This is a genomic window from Pseudomonas sp. FG-3G (genome assembly GCF_901007645.1).
GTDB lineage: Bacteria > Pseudomonadota > Gammaproteobacteria > Pseudomonadales > Pseudomonadaceae > Aquipseudomonas > Aquipseudomonas rhizophila.
Genome location: NZ_CAAKGZ010000018.1, coordinates 42,235 through 60,583, shown reverse-complemented (window position 1 = coordinate 60,583; position 18,349 = coordinate 42,235). Strand labels below are relative to the sequence as shown.

The following is an 18,349-nucleotide window of genomic DNA, read 5'->3' as shown; positions in this document are numbered from 1 at the left end:
CAGCCAGGAACCCTCGACGATTGAAACCCATCAGCTCGCTCCCAGAATCGTTGAAAGATGCCCGTTGAGGAATTTTCCGCCAGGGTCCAGGGCCTGGCGCACCTGGGCAAACTCATTCCAGCGTGGGTAGAGCGCCTGGAGCGTCCTGGCGTTCAAGGAATGCAGTTTTCCCCAATGCGGGCGCCCCTGGTATTTCCAGAAGACCGGCTCGATGGCGGCGAAGAAATTGTGATGGTCCATTTGGTAATGCTGGTGCACGGAGATCGAACAACTGTCGCGGCCTTCGAACATGCTCAGGGCGATGTCATCGGCCTTCACGTAGCGGTACTCAATGGGAAACCAGGTGCGCAGGTCTTTTTCGCGGATCAGCTTGAGGATTTCCCGCAGGCACGCCGGACCGTGTTCAGCCGGCACTGAATACTCCATCTCGTTGAAGCGCACGGTGCGCGCATTGGCGTAGATGTCGTGGGAATCGCCAACCCGATCCTCGAAGTCGGCCACCAGTCGCAGGCTGTTGAGCAACGTGCGCCGGATCGTCGGAAAGTCGCTGCCATACTTGTCGAGCTTTTCGATCAGGGTGACGAATTCGTTGCCACCCTCCTCCTCGGGGCTCACCGGTGCAGTGGCCGGATCGCTGGTTTCGTTCAAGGCAATCGACAACGCATAGTCAGAATGGGTGACCACCTGCATTTCCCAATGCTGGTTGTCCCGAGTGTTGGTGTCCAGGTCCTCGAGCAACTCTTCGGTTTTCGCCACCCACTGGCGCTCGCGCAGCCGATAAGCAGGACGGTTCTGCAAACGCACACGGGTCACCAGCCCCAGCGCACCCAGTGACACCCGCCCGGCCTTGAACACTTCGGGATGGCGGTTGGCATCGCAATCAAGCACCTCGCCGCCGGCCGTCACCAGTTGCAGCCCGACCACCTGCGCCGAATACGAACCGAATGCCTTGCCGGTGCCGTGGGTCGAGGTGGCGATGGCCCCGGCCAGGGTCTGGTAATCCACGTCGGCCATGTTCGGTAGCGCCTGACCGATGGCCTTGAGTGCCGGCCCCATGCGCGACATGGGCGTGCCGCCACCGAACTCAGCCTGCAGGCTGGCGACATCGTGATCCAGCAGACCGCTGAAAAAACTCAGCGACAGCAAAGTCCCGTCCGTGGGCACCAGGGCGCTGAAGGAATGGCCTGAACCCACCGGACGAATCCGCCCTTCGGCGCGGGCCACGATTTGCACCAGTTCATCCAGATTCTTGGGAGCCAGACGCGCTGCCGGCAGGCAACTTTGCGCACCGGACCAATTGCGCCACGGAATCAGTCGCGGGGCGCGCATCAACTCGGCCAGGGCGCCCTGGCTGCCCAGCGCCGTGAAGGCCGCGACAGCGGCGGCCCGTTGCAGCCACTGGCGCCGTGAATAGTCCATCGTCATGCCGTCGTTCCCCTGTTGGTCATTGCAATGGCTGGCCGGACATGAAGCCGATCAGGGCCAGGAACTGCTCTTCGGAACAGTGCATACACAGACCCATCGGCGGCATGCCGTTGTAGCCGTTGATCGTGTGATCAAGCAGGGTGTCGCTGCCCTGGGCCACTCGCGGCGCCCAGGCGTTGGCGTCGCCGGTCAGGGGCGCTCCGGCGCCGGGGTTGGCGTGGCAGAGCTTGCAACTGCTGTCGTAGATTTGTGCCAGCGCTCCGTCGGCGGGCACACTCGTTAAGGCCCTGGGCGGGCTCGTTTTGGCCTCTTCGCCGCAACCGGCGAGCAATACGCCAAGCGAAAGAATCGCCGCGGCGTGAGTCCAGGCTGAAGACGTTGGTACCGACATGGGGCCCCTCTTGGTGGCGCAATGAGCACGCCTTTATTGTGTTGGGTCAGACAGACTCACACTAAGGCACGCCCGCGCGTTGGCTTGAGGTCATTGGGGGCCATAAAAGGGGACTTGCGCGGCCAGCGCTGGATGATCGATGGCCAGGGACATTGGCGATCAGGGCAGCAGCAGCCCCTGCTCGCGCTCGCACAACTGCACCACATAATCCCAGAGCACCCGCAGGCGCACGGATTTGTGCAGTTCGCGGCGGGTGCTGATCCAGTAGCTGCGGCGGATGGTTTCATCGGGCAGTAAAGGGACCAGGGCCGGGTCGCTGCTGGCCATGTAGCAAGGCAGTACGGCAATCCCCAATCCCGAGCGTGCAGCCTGTTGCTGGGCGATGACGCTGGTACTGTGGAACACCACCCGAGGGTTGCGGCAAAAGCTGTTGAGAAACATCAGTTCCTGGCTGAACAGCAGGTCGTCGACATACCCGATCCAGGCATGGCGGGCCAGGTCTTCGCGACTGCGCAACGGTGGCGAGCGGTCCAGGTAGGCCTGGCTGGCGTAGAGCGCCAGACTGTAGTCGGTGAGCTTGCGGGTCACCAGCAGGTCGGCCACCGGGCGTTCGAGGTGAATGCTGATTTCCACTTCGCGGTTGAGGATGCTGACAAAACGCGGCACCGCCACCAACTCCACCTCCAGCCCCGGATAGCGCTGGAACAGACCCTCCATGCGGCTGGCTAAAAACATGATGCCCAGCCCTTCCGTCACCCCCACGCGGATCTTGCCCAAGGGCGCGCTGGACTGGGTGATGTCCTCCTGAGCCAGTAGCGCCACGTTTTCCATGGCTTCGGCGTGCTTGAGCAACGATTCGCCCGCAGGGGTCAGTTCATAACCCTGGGCATGCTGGACAAACAACGCAGTACCCAGGCTTTTCTCGATGGCTTCGATGTGCCGGGCCACGGTGGCATGGGTGGTGTTCAGGCGTCGTGCGGCGGTGAGCAAACGGCCGCTGCGTTGCAGTTCCAGAAAGTAGCGCAGGTCATTCCAGTCGAACATGGGCCATCCTTGAACACGCCTGAAGGCAGGACTGTTTAAAAACGCACAGCGGTTGCGCAAAAACTAACATTCTTTTGACGAAACCTAACAACTAGGATGCATCCCACAAGAACAAAAATGAGGTCGCGAATGCAACCTGTCGTCGATGAATACGATTACGTGATCGTGGGCGCCGGCCCTGCCGGATGCCTGCTGGCCAACCGGCTTAGCGCCAACGCGCAGCACCGGGTGTTGTTGCTTGAAGCGGGCGGGCGCGACAACTATCCGTGGATTCACATCCCGGTCGGCTACCTGTTCTGCATCGGCAACCCGCGCACCGACTGGTGCTTCAAGACCGAGGCGCAAGCGGGTTTGCAAGGGCGCGCACTGAGTTACCCACGGGGCAAGGTGCTGGGTGGCTGCTCCTCCATCAACGGCATGATCTACATGCGCGGCCAGGCCGCGGATTACGACAGCTGGGCCGCCGAGGGCAACCCTGGCTGGGCCTGGAAAGACGTGCTGCCGTTGTTCAGACAGAGCGAAAACCACTTTGCCGGAGACTCCGAGCTCCATGGCGCCGCCGGGGAATGGCGGGTCGAACGCCAGCGCCTGTCATGGCCGATTCTCGATGCGTTTCGCACCGCCGCCGAGCAGAGCGGTATCCCCAGCGTGGACGACTTCAACGGCGGCGACAACGAAGGCTGCGGCTATTTCCAGGTCAACCAGAAAGCCGGGGTGCGCTGGAACGCGGCCAAGGCCTTCCTCAAACCGGTTCGCCAGCGCCCCAACCTCACGGTAATGACCGATGTCGAAGTCGACCGCGTGCTGTTGCGTGACAACCGGGCCCACGCCGTCAGCGCCCGTTGGCAAGGCAAAGGCATGACGTTCAAGGCGCGCAAGGAAATCGTGCTGTGCGCCGGCGCCGTCGGCTCGCCGGGTATTTTGCAGCGCTCGGGAATCGGTCCGCGCAACCTGTTGCAACGCCTGGGCATTGGCGTGGTTCATGAGCTGCCCGGCGTGGGCGGCAACTTGCAGGACCACCTGCAACTGCGGCTGATCTACCAGTTGGAAAACGCCCGTACCCTGAACCAGATCGCCGGCACTTTATGGGGCAAGATGGGCATGGGGCTGCGCTACCTCTATGATCGCAGCGGCCCGCTGTCCATGGCCCCCAGCCAACTCGGCGCGTTCGCCCGCTCGGGGCCGGAACAGACCTCGGCCAACCTCGAATACCACGTGCAGCCCTTGTCGCTGGAACGCTTTGGCGAACCACTGCACAGTTTCCCGGCGTTCACTGCGTCGGTCTGTGACCTGCGTCCGCAAAGCCGTGGCCGGGTGGACATTCGCTCGGCCGACCCACACGAGGCGCCGCTGATCCAGCCCAACTACCTGAGCCATCCCGAAGACTTGCGGGTCGCCGCCGACGCCATCCGCCTGACCCGACGCATCGTCGCCGCCCCGGCGTTGAGCGCCTTCAAGCCGGTGGAATACCTGCCGGGACCAAGCCTGCAAACCGAGGAAGAACTGCACCAGGCCGCCGCCCGTATAGGCACGACGATTTTCCACCCGGTGGGCACCTGCCGCATGGGCCAGGACCGCGACGCGGTGGTGGATGCGCAACTGCGGGTTCACGGCATCAACGGCCTGCGCGTCGTTGACGCCTCGATCATGCCGCGCATCACCTCGGGCAACACCTGCTCGCCGACGCTGATGATTGCCGAGAAGGCGGCGCAGATGATGCTTGAACAGGACACCAGGAGCACCACGATCCAGAAGGAGGCTGCCACGGTCTGAAGAACAACAGAGTCCCCCTGTGGGAGCGAGCTTGCTCGCGATAGCGGTCTATCAGTCACATACATGTTGAATGTGCTGCCGTCATCGCGAGCAAGCTCGCTCCCACAGGGAAATGCGTCGATTCAAGGAAAGCATCAAAGCAGGAGACGCCACCCCGGCGTCGACAGTGGAACAACAAAAACAATCACTGTGAGGGATACCCAAATGTCTGAACATGTTCAGTCCCTGGAAGCCACGCGCAGCGCCGGCACCAGCCAGGAAACCCAGAAAGTCATCTTCGCCTCGTCCTTGGGGACGGTGTTCGAGTGGTATGACTTTTTCCTCTATGGCGCCCTGGCGGCGGTGATCAGCAAGCAGTTCTTTGCCGGGGTCAACGACACCACGGCATTCATCTTCGCCCTGATGGCATTCGCCGCCGGTTTCATCGTGCGGCCTTTCGGCGCACTGGTGTTCGGACGGCTGGGAGACATGATCGGACGCAAATACACCTTCCTGGCCACCATCGTACTCATGGGCCTGGCGACGTTCTGCGTCGGCCTGTTGCCCAACTACGCCAGCATCGGCATTGCCGCGCCCATCATCCTCGTGGTGCTGCGCATGCTCCAGGGCCTGGCCTTGGGCGGTGAGTACGGCGGTGCTGCCACCTACGTCGCCGAACACGCGCCGATGGGCAAGCGCGGTTTCCACACCAGCTGGATTCAGTCCACCGCCACCCTCGGGCTGCTGCTTTCGCTGCTGGTGGTACTGGGCTGTCGTTATTTCACGGGCGATCAGTTCGAAGTCTGGGGCTGGCGCATTCCGTTTCTGCTGTCGATCGTGTTGCTGGGCATCTCCACCTGGATCCGCCTGAGCCTGCATGAATCGCCGTCCTTCTTGAAAATGAAAGAAGAAGGCAAGTGCTGCAAGGCGCCGATCCGCGAATCCTTTGGTAAGTGGGAAAATCTCAAGGTGGTGCTGATCGCGCTGTTCAGCATCAACGCCGGGCAAGCGGTGACCTTCTATGCCGCGCAGTTCTATGTGCTGTTTTTCCTCACCCAGTTCCTGAAGATGGATCCGGCCCTGGCCAACAGCCTGCTGATCGTCAGCGTGGTCATCGGCGCACCGTTCTTCATCTTTTTTGGCTGGCTGTCGGACAAGGTCGGGCGCAAACCGGTACTGATGATTGGCCTGTTGCTGGCGACGGCGTTGTACTTTCCGATCTTCAAGACACTGGCCCACTACGCCAACCCGGCCATTGACCTGGCGAGCCGTCAGGCGCCGATCACCGTGATCGCCGATCCGGCCACGTGCACCTTCCAGTTCGACCCGGTGGGCAAGGCCCGTTTCGATAGCCCATGCGACAAGGTCAAGACCTTCCTGGTCAAGCAAGGCCTGCCCTACAGCAGTGTCGCGGCGCCGGCCGGCAGTGATGTGCAGGTCAGCGTCGGTGATGTGAAGCTTGAAGGCTACGACGAAGCCGCCCTGCGCGGCGCGGTGACCCTGGCGGGCTACCCACAACAGGCCGATGCCCAGCAGATCAACCGGCCGATGATCGTGGCACTGATCGTGGCGCTGATCATCATTTCAGCCATGTGCTACGGCCCACTGGCGGCGCTGATGGTCGAACTGTTTCCCACTCGGATCCGCTACACCTCCATGTCCCTGCCCTACCACATCGGCAACGGCTGGTTCGGCGGTTTCCTGCCCACCGTGTCGTTTGCCCTGGTGGTCTACACCGGGGACATTTTCTACGGGCTGTGGTACCCGGTGATGATCACCGGGGTGAGCCTGGTGGTGGGCATGATTTGCCTGCGGGAAACCCGGAACGTGGACCTGGATAAAAACTGAGGGCAAAACCGTGGCGAGGGCGTTTGTTCCCTCGCCAGCGGATCAGAAGTGCGCCTTCAGAGTCATGGTGAGGTTGCGCGGCTCACCGTAATAGTTACCGAAGCTCTCGGTCCCGATGGTGCTGTAGTAGCGCTTGTCGAACAGGTTGTTGCCGTTGAGGGCCAGCGACCAGGTGTCATCAATGCGGTAGCCGACGCGACCATTCCACACGGCATAACCGGCCTGGGTGATCTTCTCCCCCGTCGCCGGCGATACCCGGAAATTGTCGCTTTGGGCATTGACCCCCGCACCGACGCTGAACCGTTCGAACGCCCCACCCAGGGCATAATCGCCCCACAGACGCAGCACATGACGCGGCACATAGCTGTTGAACGAGCCGCCGTTGAGGCTGGTATCAATGTCGTTCAGGGTCTTGGTCTGGGTGTAGGTGTAACCGGCAAGCAGTTGCAGGCGCTCGATGACTTCACCGCTGATCTCGGCTTCGAAACCCTGGGCGCGAACCTTGCCGGCGTTCTCGTAGCAGTAACCGTCCGAGGACGCACAGCTTGAGTTGTAGTCGGTCTGGGCCTGGTCTTTCTGCAACGTGCGGAACAGGTTGAAGGCGCTGTTCAGGCGTCCCTCGAACCATTCGCCCTTGATCCCCAGCTCATAGCTTTCACCCACCAGGGGCTTGAGTGCCGAACCGCTTTCGGAACGGTAGTTGCCTTGGGGCGTGAAAATGTCCGAGTAACTGGCGTAGGCCGTCAGGTGTTCGTTGAGATCCAGCAACACGGCGGCAAACGGGGTGACCTGGCCTGTCTCCGTGCTCTTGGCGTGTTCCGAACCGCCGGTGAGGAACACCGAGTCGGTCTTGGAGTTGTACCAACTCACCCGGCTGCCCACGACAAACGTCAACGGGTCCGCCAGTTTCAGGCGCAGGGTCGAATACAGGCCTTGTTGCCGGGTGACGGTTTTCACCGGGCCACCGCGCGTTGAGTTCTCGATGAAGTAACTGTCATCCGGTTCCGGAATGTGTCGATCCGGATCGAATACGTTCTGTTGCTGCGGCAGGAAGGCGACCGAGAAAAAATCGTCCTTGTCCGAACGGCTGGCGTTGAAGCCGACGATCAATTCATGCTGCTGCCCGAGGGCGTCGAACTTGCCGTCCAGATAGGCGTCGAGGCCGTAATCGACCTGGTCATAGTCGTACATGCTGCCCAGCACATTGGTGGTCGAGACACCCGGCGTCACCGAGCCGGATGCAAAGGCGTATTTGATGTCCTGGGTGTTTTTCGTATAGACACCGGCCACCTTCACGGCCCAGTCGTCATTGAGTTGATGCTTGAGATCGCTGAACACCGTGGTCCGCTGGCTACGCCAAGTGTTCCACGACGGATCCAGGCAAGTAGAGCGACTGAGTTTCAAATCGCTGCCATCCCTGTAGCGCGGCTGCCCGCCCCAGCAAGGACTCGCATCGACGTCCTCATAGGCCAGGCCCAGGCCGAGGGTGGTGTCGGGCGTCAGGTCGAAGTCCAGGGCACCGTAGTAAATCTGGTCCTTGCGCCGAGCATCGTCGTAGAAATAATGCCGGCTCTGTTCGGCGATCACCGCCATGCCCCGCAGGGTGCCGGAATCGTTCAGCGGGCCACCGGTATCGACCTGCCCGCGGTAGTTGTCCCAGGTGCCACCCGAGAGGCTGAGTTCGGTCTGGGCCGTGGCCTGGCCGCGTTTACGGACGAAATTGACGCCACCGGACGTGCCGCCGGCGCCCTTCATCATCCCGGCGGCACCGCGCAGGACTTCGACCCGATCGTAATACGCCATGTCACTGCTGAAACTGTCGGCCTGGACATAGCTGTTGCCCATGTCCAGCGGAACACCGTCGTATTGATACTGACCGGACATCCGGAACCCACGGGAGTAGAAATATTTGCCGCCCATGGTCGAGTCGTAGACGGTAATGCCGGGCGTTTTTTCCATCACTTGATCAATGGTGTTCAGGTTCTGGTCATCGAGCATCTTGCGAGTGATCACTGTCACCGATTGCGGCGTCTCGCGCAGGGAGTGCTCGCCTTTGCCGATCGTGACCGCCCCCGTCGTGTAGGAGCCACTGTTCTCGGTGGTCGCTCCGAGCATCTGCGCCTCGATGGTGGTTGCTCCCAGTTGCATGGCCGAACCGTTGGCGGGCACGGAGCGCAGCACGTACGTGCCGTTGGCCTGGCGGTCGGCTTGCAGGCCGCTACCGCCAAGAATGCGGGCAAATCCATCGCCCACGCCGAACGAACCTCTCAGGCCGGGCGATTGCAGGCCCTGGAGTTGCCGGGCATCAAACGAAATGGCGACACCGGCGGCACTGGAGAACCGGGTCAGGACATCCACCAGGCTGCCGGCCCCGATATCGTAGGCCTGCACCGAACGCTGCTGCGCCGAGGCACCTGGAGCCGGACTGGCATTCACGACCCCGACGCTGCCGGTCACGGCTGCCAGCAAGCCGATTTTCACTGCAAACACCAGACGACCTGGCGCGCTTACCCAAGACATGCTTCCCCTCCCCCAAACGGTCGATAAAAACTCACTGAGGAAGAGCCGAACGATGGAGATAAAAAGTGCAGGACAGTGTTCTTTTTTATCGCGCCGCCACGTCAGCGCTGATCGCCGCTCGATACCCGGACCCAAAATCGGCTGTAGCGGGTCACGCGTAACGAAAAGCCACTCTCCAGCGCCGCCAGGGCGAGATCGGTGTTATCGACGGGAAACACGCCGGAAACCTTCAAGTCGGCAATGGCCGGATCACAACGCAACACGCCGTTGCGGTAACGCGACAGTTCGTCCAGCAGCGCCGCCAGAGGACGGTCAATGGCGATGATGCTTCCCTTCTGCCAGGCACCGACCGACACATCGTTGCCGCGCAGCGTACCCAGCGACCGATCATTGAAATCCAGGCGCTGGCCGGCTTCGACGCGCATCCTCGAGCCAATCGTCGGGAGACTCACCTCGACCGCTTTTTCAAGCACCGCCACCTCACCGCCCCGCGCCTGGCCTCGGACGATAAAACGCGTGCCCAGCGCAAGCACTTCGACATGACCGGTGATGACCTTGAAAGGCCGCTGCAAGGGATCGATCGCCGTCGTGACGAGGATCTCCCCCCACAACAGCTCCAGTAGCCGCTGGCGCCCATCGAAACGAACATTGACCGAGGTGTCGGTGTTGAGCAGCACGGTGCTGCCGTCCGCCAGCTGAAACTCGCGGCGCTCGCCCACTGCGGTGCGGTAATCGCAAAGCAGGTTCTGCGTAGCCTGGCTGCGCCAGCCCAACCAACCCAGGCCGCTGGCGGACGTGAGCAACAAGACGCTGCGCAATACCTGGCGACGGGATCGATTGTGGCGTTCGTTCAAGGTCGGTGCCGCCAGGGCGCCCGGCACACTCGCCATCTGTTCAGCCACCGCTGTCATTCGTTGCCAGGCCTGGCTATGCAGCGGGTCTGCACTCAGCCAGGCATTCCACCCCGCTCGATCCGCGTCGGTCGTGATGCCGGAGTGAAGCCGGGCGTACCACTGCGCCGCCACACGGATGGCTTACAACTCTTCGGCTGGCAGGTTCATGAAAGTTGCAATTGAATCTGCATCAGGCAGCAATGTTCCATGGCCTTGGCCATGTGGTTATTCACCGTACGTACGCTGACGCCCAGGCGCTCGGCAATTTGCGGGTAGGTCAGGCCGTCGAACTGCGACAGGATGAACGCCTGCCTGACTCGCGGCCCCAACCCCAGCAGCAAGCGGTCGATCTCCATCAGGGCCTGGAGCAGGATGGCCTGTTCTTCCAGCGACGGGTGCTGCTCTTGCGGCATGGCGGCCAAGGCTTCGAGGTAGGACTGTTCCAACGAACGGCGGCGAAACAGATCGATCAACAGCCCCTTGGCGATCATCGACAGGTACGGTCGCGGCTCACGAATATCCAACGCGGAGCGAGCCTTAATGACACGCACGAAGGTATCCTGAGTCAGGTCCGCGGCATCGAAAGCATTGCCCAAACGCTTGCGCAGCCAGCCTTGGAGCCAACTGTGATGATCACTGTACAGAACGTCGACGGCACTGCGTAAGGACAGATCGTTGGCGGGCATGGCAATGGAATAATTCGCGACTGATAATTACTCGCATTGTCATGGAGCGCATCGCCGCTTGCAACCCAAACATGCACGGTATCGGACCTGCCACCTCACCCTCTTGGCATTGCTCAGTGCACAGAGTGATTTTTCACCGTGCTCTCCACCAGATCCAGCATCTGCCCCAGCGCCCAGGGCTTGGCGATGAACGAGGCGTGATGCTTGATCCCGGCGCTTTCCGGGGTTTCGAAACCGGACATGATCAACAAGGGTATCTGTGGCCACCGGTCGCCGGTCAAATTGGCCAGGTCCGCGCCGTTCAGTTTGCCGGGCATGGTGATATCGGTGAGTAACAAGTCCACATCGTCCGCGCTCTGCTTGAGGAATTCCAGCGCCGCGTCGGCGCTTTCCCGGGGCTCCACGGCAAAGCCCTCGTCTTGCAGGATCTCACACAGGAACTCCAGAATGGTCTGATCATCTTCAACGACGAGAATCAAACGCGCGGCCGCCTGTCCGTTGCCCTTTGGCATCGAATTCATGTAAGTGACTCTCCTTGACCCCATAAACGTTCTTTGCGGTTTCAACCGCTCTGCAAGTTATGAGCGATGCCCTTGCGAGAAATTCATTCTGCGTGCAAATACACCGCCAAACGTTGCGATAACCGCCCTGGAGCAACGCATCGCAACGTTTTATCTGTATATCCATACAGATAAAACTTGCTCCGACGCCCATCCATGACCATGCTACAGCCCCATGAAATCTGCTTAGGAAAAGGGCGCTATGCAGCTGTACCTGTGTGAAAAACCGTCCCAGGCCAAAGACATCGCTGCCGTGCTCGGTGCCACGCGCCGCGGTGACGGTTGCTGGCTGGGCGCGAACATCACAGTCACCTGGTGCATCGGCCATCTGCTGGAGACCGCCCCGCCCGACGCCTACGATGCCCGCTACAAGCGCTGGGTACTGGCAGACCTGCCTATCGTGCCGACGCAGTGGAAAATGACGGTCAAGCCGAAAACCGCAGGCCAGTACAAGGCGGTCAAGCGCCTGTTGGGGGAAGCCAAGACGCTGGTCATCGCCACCGACGCCGACCGTGAAGGCGAAATGATTGCCCGGGAACTGGTGGAGCATTGCCGCTACCGTGGGCCGATCCAGCGTCTGTGGCTGTCGGCCCTGGACGAAGCGTCGATCCGCAAGACCCTGGCCGCACTCAAGCCGGGCGCCGAAACCTTCAACCTCTACCATTCGGCCCTCGGCCGCTCCCGGGCCGACTGGCTGATCGGCATGAACATGAGCCGCCTGTTCACGTTGCTGGGGCGCCAGTCCGGTTATCAGGGCGTGCTGCCGGTGGGCCGCGTGCAGACCCCCACCCTGCGCCTGGTGGTGGATCGCGACCGCAGCATCGCGGATTTCGTACCGGTCGCCTATTGGGCCATCGACGTGCAACTGCGCCACGACGGCACTGTGTTCACCGCCCAGTGGCGCGCCGACCCGGATGCCTGCGACGATCAGGAACGTTGTTTGAACCAGGCCCTCGCCCAGGACGCCGCCCAAGCCATGGGCAACGCTGCCACCGCCCGGGTGATGAAAGTGCGCACCGAGCGCTTGCGCGAAGCGGCGCCGTTGCCGTTCGACCTGGGCACCCTGCAGGAAGTCTGCTCGAAGAAACTCGGCCTCGGCGCCCAGGAAACCCTGGACATTGCCCAGTCGCTCTATGAGACCTACAAGCTCATCACCTATCCGCGCAGCGATTGCGGTTTCCTGCCTTTGAGCCAGCACAGCGAAGCTGCGGCCATCCTCGCCGCCCTCGCCCAGGCCGACCCGGGTCTTGCGCCGCTGCGCGAACACTTGCAGCCCCAACGCAAATCCCGGGCCTGGAACGACGCCAAGGTAAGCGCCCACCACGGCATCATCCCTACCGCTGCGGCGAAGAACCTCGACAAGCTCGCCGGCAAGCAGCGGGCTGTCTATACGCTGATACGGGCGCGGTATCTGGCGCAGTTCCTGCCCAACCACGAATACGACCGGACCCAGGCCGACTTCGACTGCGCCGCCCAGGCATTGCGGGCCGTGGGCAAGCAAATCATCGAACCCGGCTGGAAACGCGCCCTGCCCGAAGCGCTGGCTCCGGCACGAGGCCGTGAAGCACCGGTACCACAAACCTTGCCGGCCCTGGTCGAAGGTCGCGACTGCGCCGTGGACGAGGTCAAACTCAAGGACCTGTGGACCCAGCCCCCCAAACCGTTCACCGAGGGCGACCTGATCAAGGCGATGAAGAACGTTGCCCGGCTGGTGGAGGATCCGCTGCTCAAGCAAAAGCTCAAGGACACCACCGGCATCGGCACCGAAGCGACCCGGGCCTCGATCATCCAGGGCCTGCTCGACCGCGGTTACCTGGTGAAAAACGGCAAGGCCCTGTCCGCCACACCGGCGGCCTTCAGCCTGATCGATGCGGTGCCCCGCGCCATCGCCGATCCAGGCACTACCGCCATCTGGGAGCAGGCGCTGGACATGGTGCAAAGCGGAGAGATGAGCCTGGAAGAGTTCGTGACCCGCCAGGCCGCCTGGATGAGCAAGCACATCGCCCGCTGCCAGGGCATGAACCTGACCATCCACGGCCCGGCCAGCCCTGCCGGCCGTGGGGCCACCCCATGGAAAAGCAAACGCAAGCCGGCCAAGCGCAAGGCCAGCGGTACACCTCGCAAGGCGAGCAAAGCCAAGACGACCTGATAAATACATGTTCGACGCGTCGCCCTGTGGGAGCGAGCCTGCTCGCGATAGCGTTATGTGAGTCACCATGGATACCGACTGATACACCGCCATCGCGAGCAAGCTCGCTCCCACAGGGATATCTGCCCTGATCCAGAATTTTCATAACAAAACCATTTTGTCCGACAATATGTAGTGACCAAAAATAATCACTACAAAACCGTTGACGCCTCCGATTTGGCCTTGCATGATGCAGACGTCTCCCCGATCGGGAGTACAGGTAAATGCTTGAGCAAGCTCGTCTGACCGCCGAGCTGTTTTTTGGATAAGGGACTGCCCACAAGGCAGATTGAAGGTGCTGACCTGGCATGACCGTCCGGTGACAAGGACGAGAAACGTCGGCGACGATCCTCATGACGCGCGTGGTCGACCCTCGAAAGTTGACAATGCCTGAAGGTTCTTCGCTGTTTCTCTTCGTTGTAGCGCATTTGCGTAGCAGCCCTTCGATAACACTACACAACCGATGCACGACCCCGTCGAAGTCAGACGGCCGGGTGCTGACGGCCTGGTTTCGGTGCTAGCCATGCAGCACTGGACAGGCACTTACCGAAAGAAGCGAAGTTTTTGCGAACCACCAGACAGATCAACCAAATGGTCAAGGGGCTTACACATGAATCTGAATAATCAACCATCTATTGATGAACTGGCTCGCATGTTCGCAGCACACAAAGACACCCTGGACAGCCATATCCTGTGGATCAGCAAGAATGGCCAGGTCCATATGGACTGCCTGTCGCCGTTCACCCAGGAAGACGAATTCGAGAAGAATCAGCAGGACCTGTGTGCCCGGTTGAAGATGTACCGTCGTGGCCAGGGCTACGTCGGCAAGAAGGCCGCGGCCGACAAAGACTTCATGGGTCGCGTGCTGCAAACGCTGACCCAGGCGTGGCAGTCGATGCAGAACACCTCTGAAGTTCGGGTCATCGACCGCCTCTGCTGATCGCGCTCAAAACAAAGGGCCCGTTCCTGATTGGAACGGGCCCTTTTTTTGGGCGTTAGAACACCGACCAGCCGATCCGTTGGCTGAGCAATTCCAGCGCCGCCATGCCTGCCAGGGAATTGCCCGCGACATTGAGTTCCGGCGACCAGACGCACACCGTGAAACGCCCCGGCACCACGGCAACAATTCCGCCGCCTACCCCGCTCTTGCCCGGCAGGCCAACGCGATAGGCAAAATTGCCGGCTTCATCGTACAGCCCGCTGGTGGCCATGATGGAGTTGACCTGCTGGGTCTGGCGGGCGCTCAGGATCTGTTCGCCACTGTGCTTGCAGAAGCCGTCGTTGGCCAGGAAGCAGAACGCCCGGGCCAGATCGATGCAGCTCATGCGCAACGCGCAGTGACTGAAATAGCTGCGCAGCACCGCTTCCACGTCGTTATGAAAATTACCGAAGGACTGCATCAGGTAGGCCATCGCCGCATTGCGGGCGCGGTGCTGGTATTCCGACTCAGCGACCTTGCCGTCCACCATGACCTGTGGATTGCCCGACAGGCGCCGTACGAAATCACGCATCGAAAGGGCTGGTGCGGCAAAACGCGACTGATTGATGTCGCAGATCACCAAAGCGCCGGCGTTGATGAACGGGTTGCGCGGCCGACCGCGTTCAAATTCCAGCTGCACCAGAGAATTGAAGGGCTGGCCGGAGGGCTCATGGCCCAGACGCTCCCAGATTGCCTCGCCGGAATGGCCGATGGCCTGCACCAGGCTGAAAACCTTGGAAATACTCTGCACCGAAAACGGCGTTTCAGCGTCACCTGAGCAATACATTTCGCCATCGTTGCCGTAGACGGCAATGCCCAACTGGTTGGCCGCAACGGTGCCAAGGGCGGGAATGTAGTCGGCCACCTTGCCCTGACCGATCAGGGGGCGAACCGCATCGAGGATCTCGTTCAACAATGCTTGCATATGCGCATGGGTCCAATCATTCCCCGTTCGAGTGCGGGGATACAGACGCTAGACGCTGATGGGTGCGATCAGAGCACACTCAATAGACCAGCAACATCTGTTGCGAGGCGATCCGTGGGAGCAAAGCTTGCTCGCGATCAAGCTCACGCGGTCTGTCTGGAACCGAATCGCCTGCTTCGCGGGCAAGCCTTGCTCCCACAGAATTCAAGAGATTTCATGGGCGCTTGTCATCCAATCGAGCGGTCTATAGTTGAAGGGATAAATCGGCAGGAGACATCGATGCGACAGATCATGCAGAAGGAACCCTGGTGGGCCTCGCCTCCCAGACCCGGTCAAGATGAAAGTGAGCTGGAATGGGGCTGGCTGGTGATCTACAGCGAAGGAGAGCCGCGCTTCGAATTCATCAAGGAGCGGCCCTCGGACGAACAGATCCGTCATCGCAAGGGTTGCCGCGTCACCCTCGGGGCAGAATGAACCGTCCGTCACGGTTTGATGGCTGGCAAATCCACCGCGCGATTGGCCAGGTCCGCCGCCACCAGGCTGCCTTCGATTTCCTCGGCCAGGTAGTACACCGGTGCCATCACCCCGCTGAGGGGATGCTTGAGCGACTGGAACCAGGCTTCGTCGAACGCTGCGCTGAGGCTCTTGCGGATTTGAGTCTCCATTTCCGGGCGCTCGCCCTCATGAATGATCGCGCGAATCCCCGCCACGCCAACTGAGATCAACGCCCCCGCCGCTTTCCCGGCCACGGCTGCCGCCGCCCCGGCCGTACCTCGCGTGGCGAATTGCGCTTCGATTTTTTCACTGGTGCGTTGTGCCACCGTGGCGATCACCGCATCCGATGGCCCCGAACCTGTCACAGCGGCTTTGTTGACGTGGTCGATCAGCGCGGCGTACGCCGGCAATGTATTGAGGGGCTCGGTATGCGCCATCTCATACAACGAGGCGTTACGCGCCGCTGGCGGCCCCAGGCTGATGGCAGGAATGCCGTGCAGGCGCCGACTCATCAGCTCCGGCGGGATTCGGTGCTGGCGGGCAATCACTTGGACCTGTTGATTGAGCAGGCGCACGTAGTAGCCCGTCGCGTTGGCCCTGATCGCCTCGGGGTCGATTTCCACCGCCACAGGTGCCAGCACCTGCTCGCGGTACTGCTCTTGCAGATAAACCGCCAGACGTCTGGCCGCGGAGTCCTCTTCGCCTTCGGCACTGGCGGCATACCAACTGACCTTCACCGCCAGCCATTCCTGGGTCCAGTAGCTGCTGAACCAGGGGATGAATTGAATCTCGGTCCGTTCATACACGAGCCGGCGCCAATGCTCCATCGAGCCGCGCGCGTAGAGCCCGGCCTGTTCGATAGCGCTTTTCGACGCGGCGACGATCTGCCGGTCAACCTGCCGCCAGGTGTCCTGGGAAACCGCCACGGTGGCGACCTGCTGCTCGCGCGGCGACGTGGCGCACCCCGCCAGAACCAACAAAACGGCCAGCATCAGTGAACGCAGCACGATTGCGCCATCCCGAGGTCAAGTCATCCACGGGGTTGAGTATAGGTCGCGAGGAACACGGGCTTAGAAGGAATACACACAACCCATGTGGGAGCGAGCCTGCTCGCGATGGCGGCTCAAAACCGCGTGAAATGCTCGAACTGCCAATCATCCGCCGCCCCGTCCAGGGAACACGTGTGCACCGCGCCGGTCGGTCTCCAGTCGGTCTGCTTGCCCACCAAGGTGCCGAGATAAGGCCTGGCCACTTCCAGCACACGTTCGTAGTCCATGTGCTCTGGCTCGACGATGCCGCGATCCGGGTTTTCCACCGCCCAGACAATCCCCGACAAAACCCCCGCCGCCACTTGCAAACTGGTGGCATTGTTGAAGGGCAAGAGCGCCCGGGCTTCATCGATGGTCAATACCGAGCCGAACCAGTAGGCATTGAGTTCATGCCCCATCAGCAAGACGCCCAGCGCATCGGCTCCGATGCTGTCGATTTCACCGTTGAGAATCCGTTGCTGCTGTTGGCTCTGCCAGCCTCGACCGATCAACTCATGGATCGACAGCAAGGCATCGTTGCACGGGTGATAGGCGTAATGCAGTGTGGGGCGATAGATCAGTTTCTGCTGGTCCTTGAGTGTTAGCAGATCTGCTGTAGAGGCGGTTTCGTGATGGGTGATCATCAGCCCCAGGCACGGCCCGCCCAACGGTGTCCAGGTCTTGACCGGCACAGTGGCGCTCGGGCGCTCGAGGTAGATGGCATTGCGACTGCCGAAGCGGTGGCGTCTGGCAGACGTTGGCCAGGTGCGCTCGTGGGTGCCCCAGCCCAACTCGGCCGGTTGGTGGCCCTCGCTGATCAAGCCTTCCACCGACCACGTATTGACGAACTCATCGTCCTGCTTGAGGCGGCTGGAGCGCTGAGTGTCGCGCTCGGCAAAATGAATCACCTTGATGCCGGTCTCCATGCACAGCCTGGCCCAGTCCACGCCTTCGCGGTTCTGTGGCAAGCGATGGTTCAATTGCACGGCCAGTTCCACCAGGCCAGCCTTGAGCAGATGAGTGATCAAACCGGGGTTGGCGCCATGGGCCACGACGGCGGTCGGGCCATGGCCCAGTTTTTTGCGCAGGCCCAGCATCTGGTAGCGCAACGCGTAATTGGTGCGATGCGATAAATCCAATGAAGGGTCATCGTAGCCACCGGCCCAAGGCTCAATGCAGGTATCCAGGTACAGCGCGCCCTTGCCGAAGGCATAAGTCATCAAGGCCAGCGAACTGACTTCCACCGACAGGTTGACGATGAAGTCGCCGGGTTTGATGAAGCGGTCCAGGGTCTGCGTGAAGGTGTGTTCAGTCAGCGCTTTGCGGACAAAGCAAATGCCCCGCTCCTTGAACCAGATATTTTTCTCGATCACGGGCGCAATGACCGTGATCTGATTGACCGGGACGTGATCCTGCCGCAACAGCAGCGGCAGCGTGGCCCGGGTAATGGAGCCAAATCCGATGAAGATCAGATGGCCCGAAAACCTGACCCGGTGCTTCATGTGCAGTCTCCCCGGAACGTTGACGATGGAGCCATGAAATACCGGTCACCGGACTTTGGCTACTGTCAGGCTCGACAGGCACCCGGCGCAGGCGTTGCCGGCCCTGCGCCGCG

General features: G+C 61.3%; 15 protein-coding genes. 5 read left to right on the top strand and 10 right to left on the bottom strand.

Translation table 11 applies throughout. From position 1 onward, the window contains the following. Positions 1 to 30: 30 nt before the first annotated feature. From PSEUDOMOFG3G_RS08660 to PSEUDOMOFG3G_RS08650, 3 genes are all read right to left on the bottom strand, one after another. A complete protein-coding gene (locus PSEUDOMOFG3G_RS08660) occupies positions 31 to 1,329 on the bottom strand; it encodes a D-arabinono-1,4-lactone oxidase (protein WP_171061346.1) in 1,299 nt (432 codons plus the stop codon). A gap of 115 nt (positions 1,330 to 1,444) precedes the next feature. Continuing rightward, positions 1,445 to 1,816, bottom strand: a complete 372-nt coding sequence (locus PSEUDOMOFG3G_RS08655; RefSeq protein WP_047227803.1) for a cytochrome c5 family protein — start codon at positions 1,814 to 1,816, stop codon at positions 1,445 to 1,447. Positions 1,817 to 1,975: 159 nt separating this feature from the next. Then, positions 1,976 to 2,860: a LysR family transcriptional regulator gene (locus tag PSEUDOMOFG3G_RS08650; RefSeq protein ID WP_107322642.1), complete on the bottom strand. Its 885-nt coding sequence runs from the start codon at positions 2,858 to 2,860 to the stop codon at positions 1,976 to 1,978. Positions 2,861 to 2,989: 129 nt separating this feature from the next. Between PSEUDOMOFG3G_RS08650 and PSEUDOMOFG3G_RS08645 the strand changes: the two genes are divergently transcribed. Next, positions 2,990 to 4,633 (top strand): GMC family oxidoreductase, encoded by a 1,644-nt coding sequence (locus tag PSEUDOMOFG3G_RS08645; RefSeq protein WP_139049642.1) that lies wholly within the window; start codon positions 2,990 to 2,992, stop codon positions 4,631 to 4,633. A gap of 204 nt (positions 4,634 to 4,837) precedes the next feature. After that, positions 4,838 to 6,460: an MFS transporter gene (locus tag PSEUDOMOFG3G_RS08640; protein WP_047227800.1), complete on the top strand. Its 1,623-nt coding sequence runs from the start codon at positions 4,838 to 4,840 to the stop codon at positions 6,458 to 6,460. Positions 6,461 to 6,502: 42 nt separating this feature from the next. On the opposite strand, the gene PSEUDOMOFG3G_RS08635 is transcribed toward PSEUDOMOFG3G_RS08640, so the two are convergent. The 4 genes from PSEUDOMOFG3G_RS08635 to PSEUDOMOFG3G_RS08620 all read right to left on the bottom strand — a co-directional run bounded on the left by PSEUDOMOFG3G_RS08635 (position 6,503) and on the right by PSEUDOMOFG3G_RS08620 (position 11,080). Then, entirely contained in the window at positions 6,503 to 8,980 is a 2,478-nt protein-coding gene (locus PSEUDOMOFG3G_RS08635) for a TonB-dependent receptor (RefSeq protein ID WP_139049641.1), read from the bottom strand. Between the two features lie 101 nt (positions 8,981 to 9,081). After that, the gene (locus tag PSEUDOMOFG3G_RS08630) at positions 9,082 to 10,011 is read right to left on the bottom strand and encodes a FecR domain-containing protein (RefSeq protein WP_257220693.1); all 930 of its coding nucleotides are present in this window, start codon (positions 10,009 to 10,011) and stop codon (positions 9,082 to 9,084) included. A 26-nt stretch (positions 10,012 to 10,037) separates the two neighbouring features. Next, positions 10,038 to 10,559 (bottom strand): sigma-70 family RNA polymerase sigma factor, encoded by a 522-nt coding sequence (locus PSEUDOMOFG3G_RS08625; protein WP_047227797.1) that lies wholly within the window; start codon positions 10,557 to 10,559, stop codon positions 10,038 to 10,040. A 113-nt stretch (positions 10,560 to 10,672) separates the two neighbouring features. Continuing rightward, positions 10,673 to 11,080, bottom strand: coding sequence for a response regulator (locus tag PSEUDOMOFG3G_RS08620; RefSeq protein WP_047227796.1), 408 nt, complete (start codon positions 11,078 to 11,080; stop codon positions 10,673 to 10,675). A gap of 241 nt (positions 11,081 to 11,321) precedes the next feature. Here PSEUDOMOFG3G_RS08620 and PSEUDOMOFG3G_RS08615 point away from each other — a divergent pair, with 241 nt between their 5' ends. Both PSEUDOMOFG3G_RS08615 and PSEUDOMOFG3G_RS08610 read left to right on the top strand, forming a co-directional pair. Then, positions 11,322 to 13,268, top strand: a complete 1,947-nt coding sequence (locus tag PSEUDOMOFG3G_RS08615; RefSeq protein WP_139049640.1) for a DNA topoisomerase III — start codon at positions 11,322 to 11,324, stop codon at positions 13,266 to 13,268. A gap of 649 nt (positions 13,269 to 13,917) precedes the next feature. After that, entirely contained in the window at positions 13,918 to 14,247 is a 330-nt protein-coding gene (locus PSEUDOMOFG3G_RS08610) for a hypothetical protein (RefSeq protein WP_047227794.1), read from the top strand. 55 nt (positions 14,248 to 14,302) lie between these two features. Here PSEUDOMOFG3G_RS08610 and glsB read toward each other — a convergent pair whose 3' ends face one another. Continuing rightward, positions 14,303 to 15,211 carry a glutaminase B gene (gene glsB, locus PSEUDOMOFG3G_RS08605; protein WP_047227793.1) on the bottom strand — a complete coding sequence of 303 codons (909 nt, stop codon included), beginning with the start codon at positions 15,209 to 15,211 and terminating at the stop codon, positions 14,303 to 14,305. Between the two features lie 279 nt (positions 15,212 to 15,490). On the opposite strand from glsB, the gene PSEUDOMOFG3G_RS08600 reads away from it, so the two are divergent. Next, positions 15,491 to 15,685, top strand: a complete 195-nt coding sequence (locus PSEUDOMOFG3G_RS08600; RefSeq protein WP_047227792.1) for a hypothetical protein — start codon at positions 15,491 to 15,493, stop codon at positions 15,683 to 15,685. Positions 15,686 to 15,693: 8 nt separating this feature from the next. Here the strand turns inward: PSEUDOMOFG3G_RS08600 and PSEUDOMOFG3G_RS08595 are convergent, their stop codons facing one another. Both PSEUDOMOFG3G_RS08595 and PSEUDOMOFG3G_RS08590 read right to left on the bottom strand, forming a co-directional pair. After that, complete coding sequence (locus PSEUDOMOFG3G_RS08595; RefSeq protein WP_139049639.1) at positions 15,694 to 16,713, bottom strand: hypothetical protein; 1,020 nt, start codon at positions 16,711 to 16,713, stop codon at positions 15,694 to 15,696. Between the two features lie 116 nt (positions 16,714 to 16,829). Beyond that, complete coding sequence (locus PSEUDOMOFG3G_RS08590) at positions 16,830 to 18,236, bottom strand: saccharopine dehydrogenase C-terminal domain-containing protein (RefSeq protein WP_139049638.1); 1,407 nt, start codon at positions 18,234 to 18,236, stop codon at positions 16,830 to 16,832. Between the last annotated feature and the right edge of the window lie 113 nt (positions 18,237 to 18,349).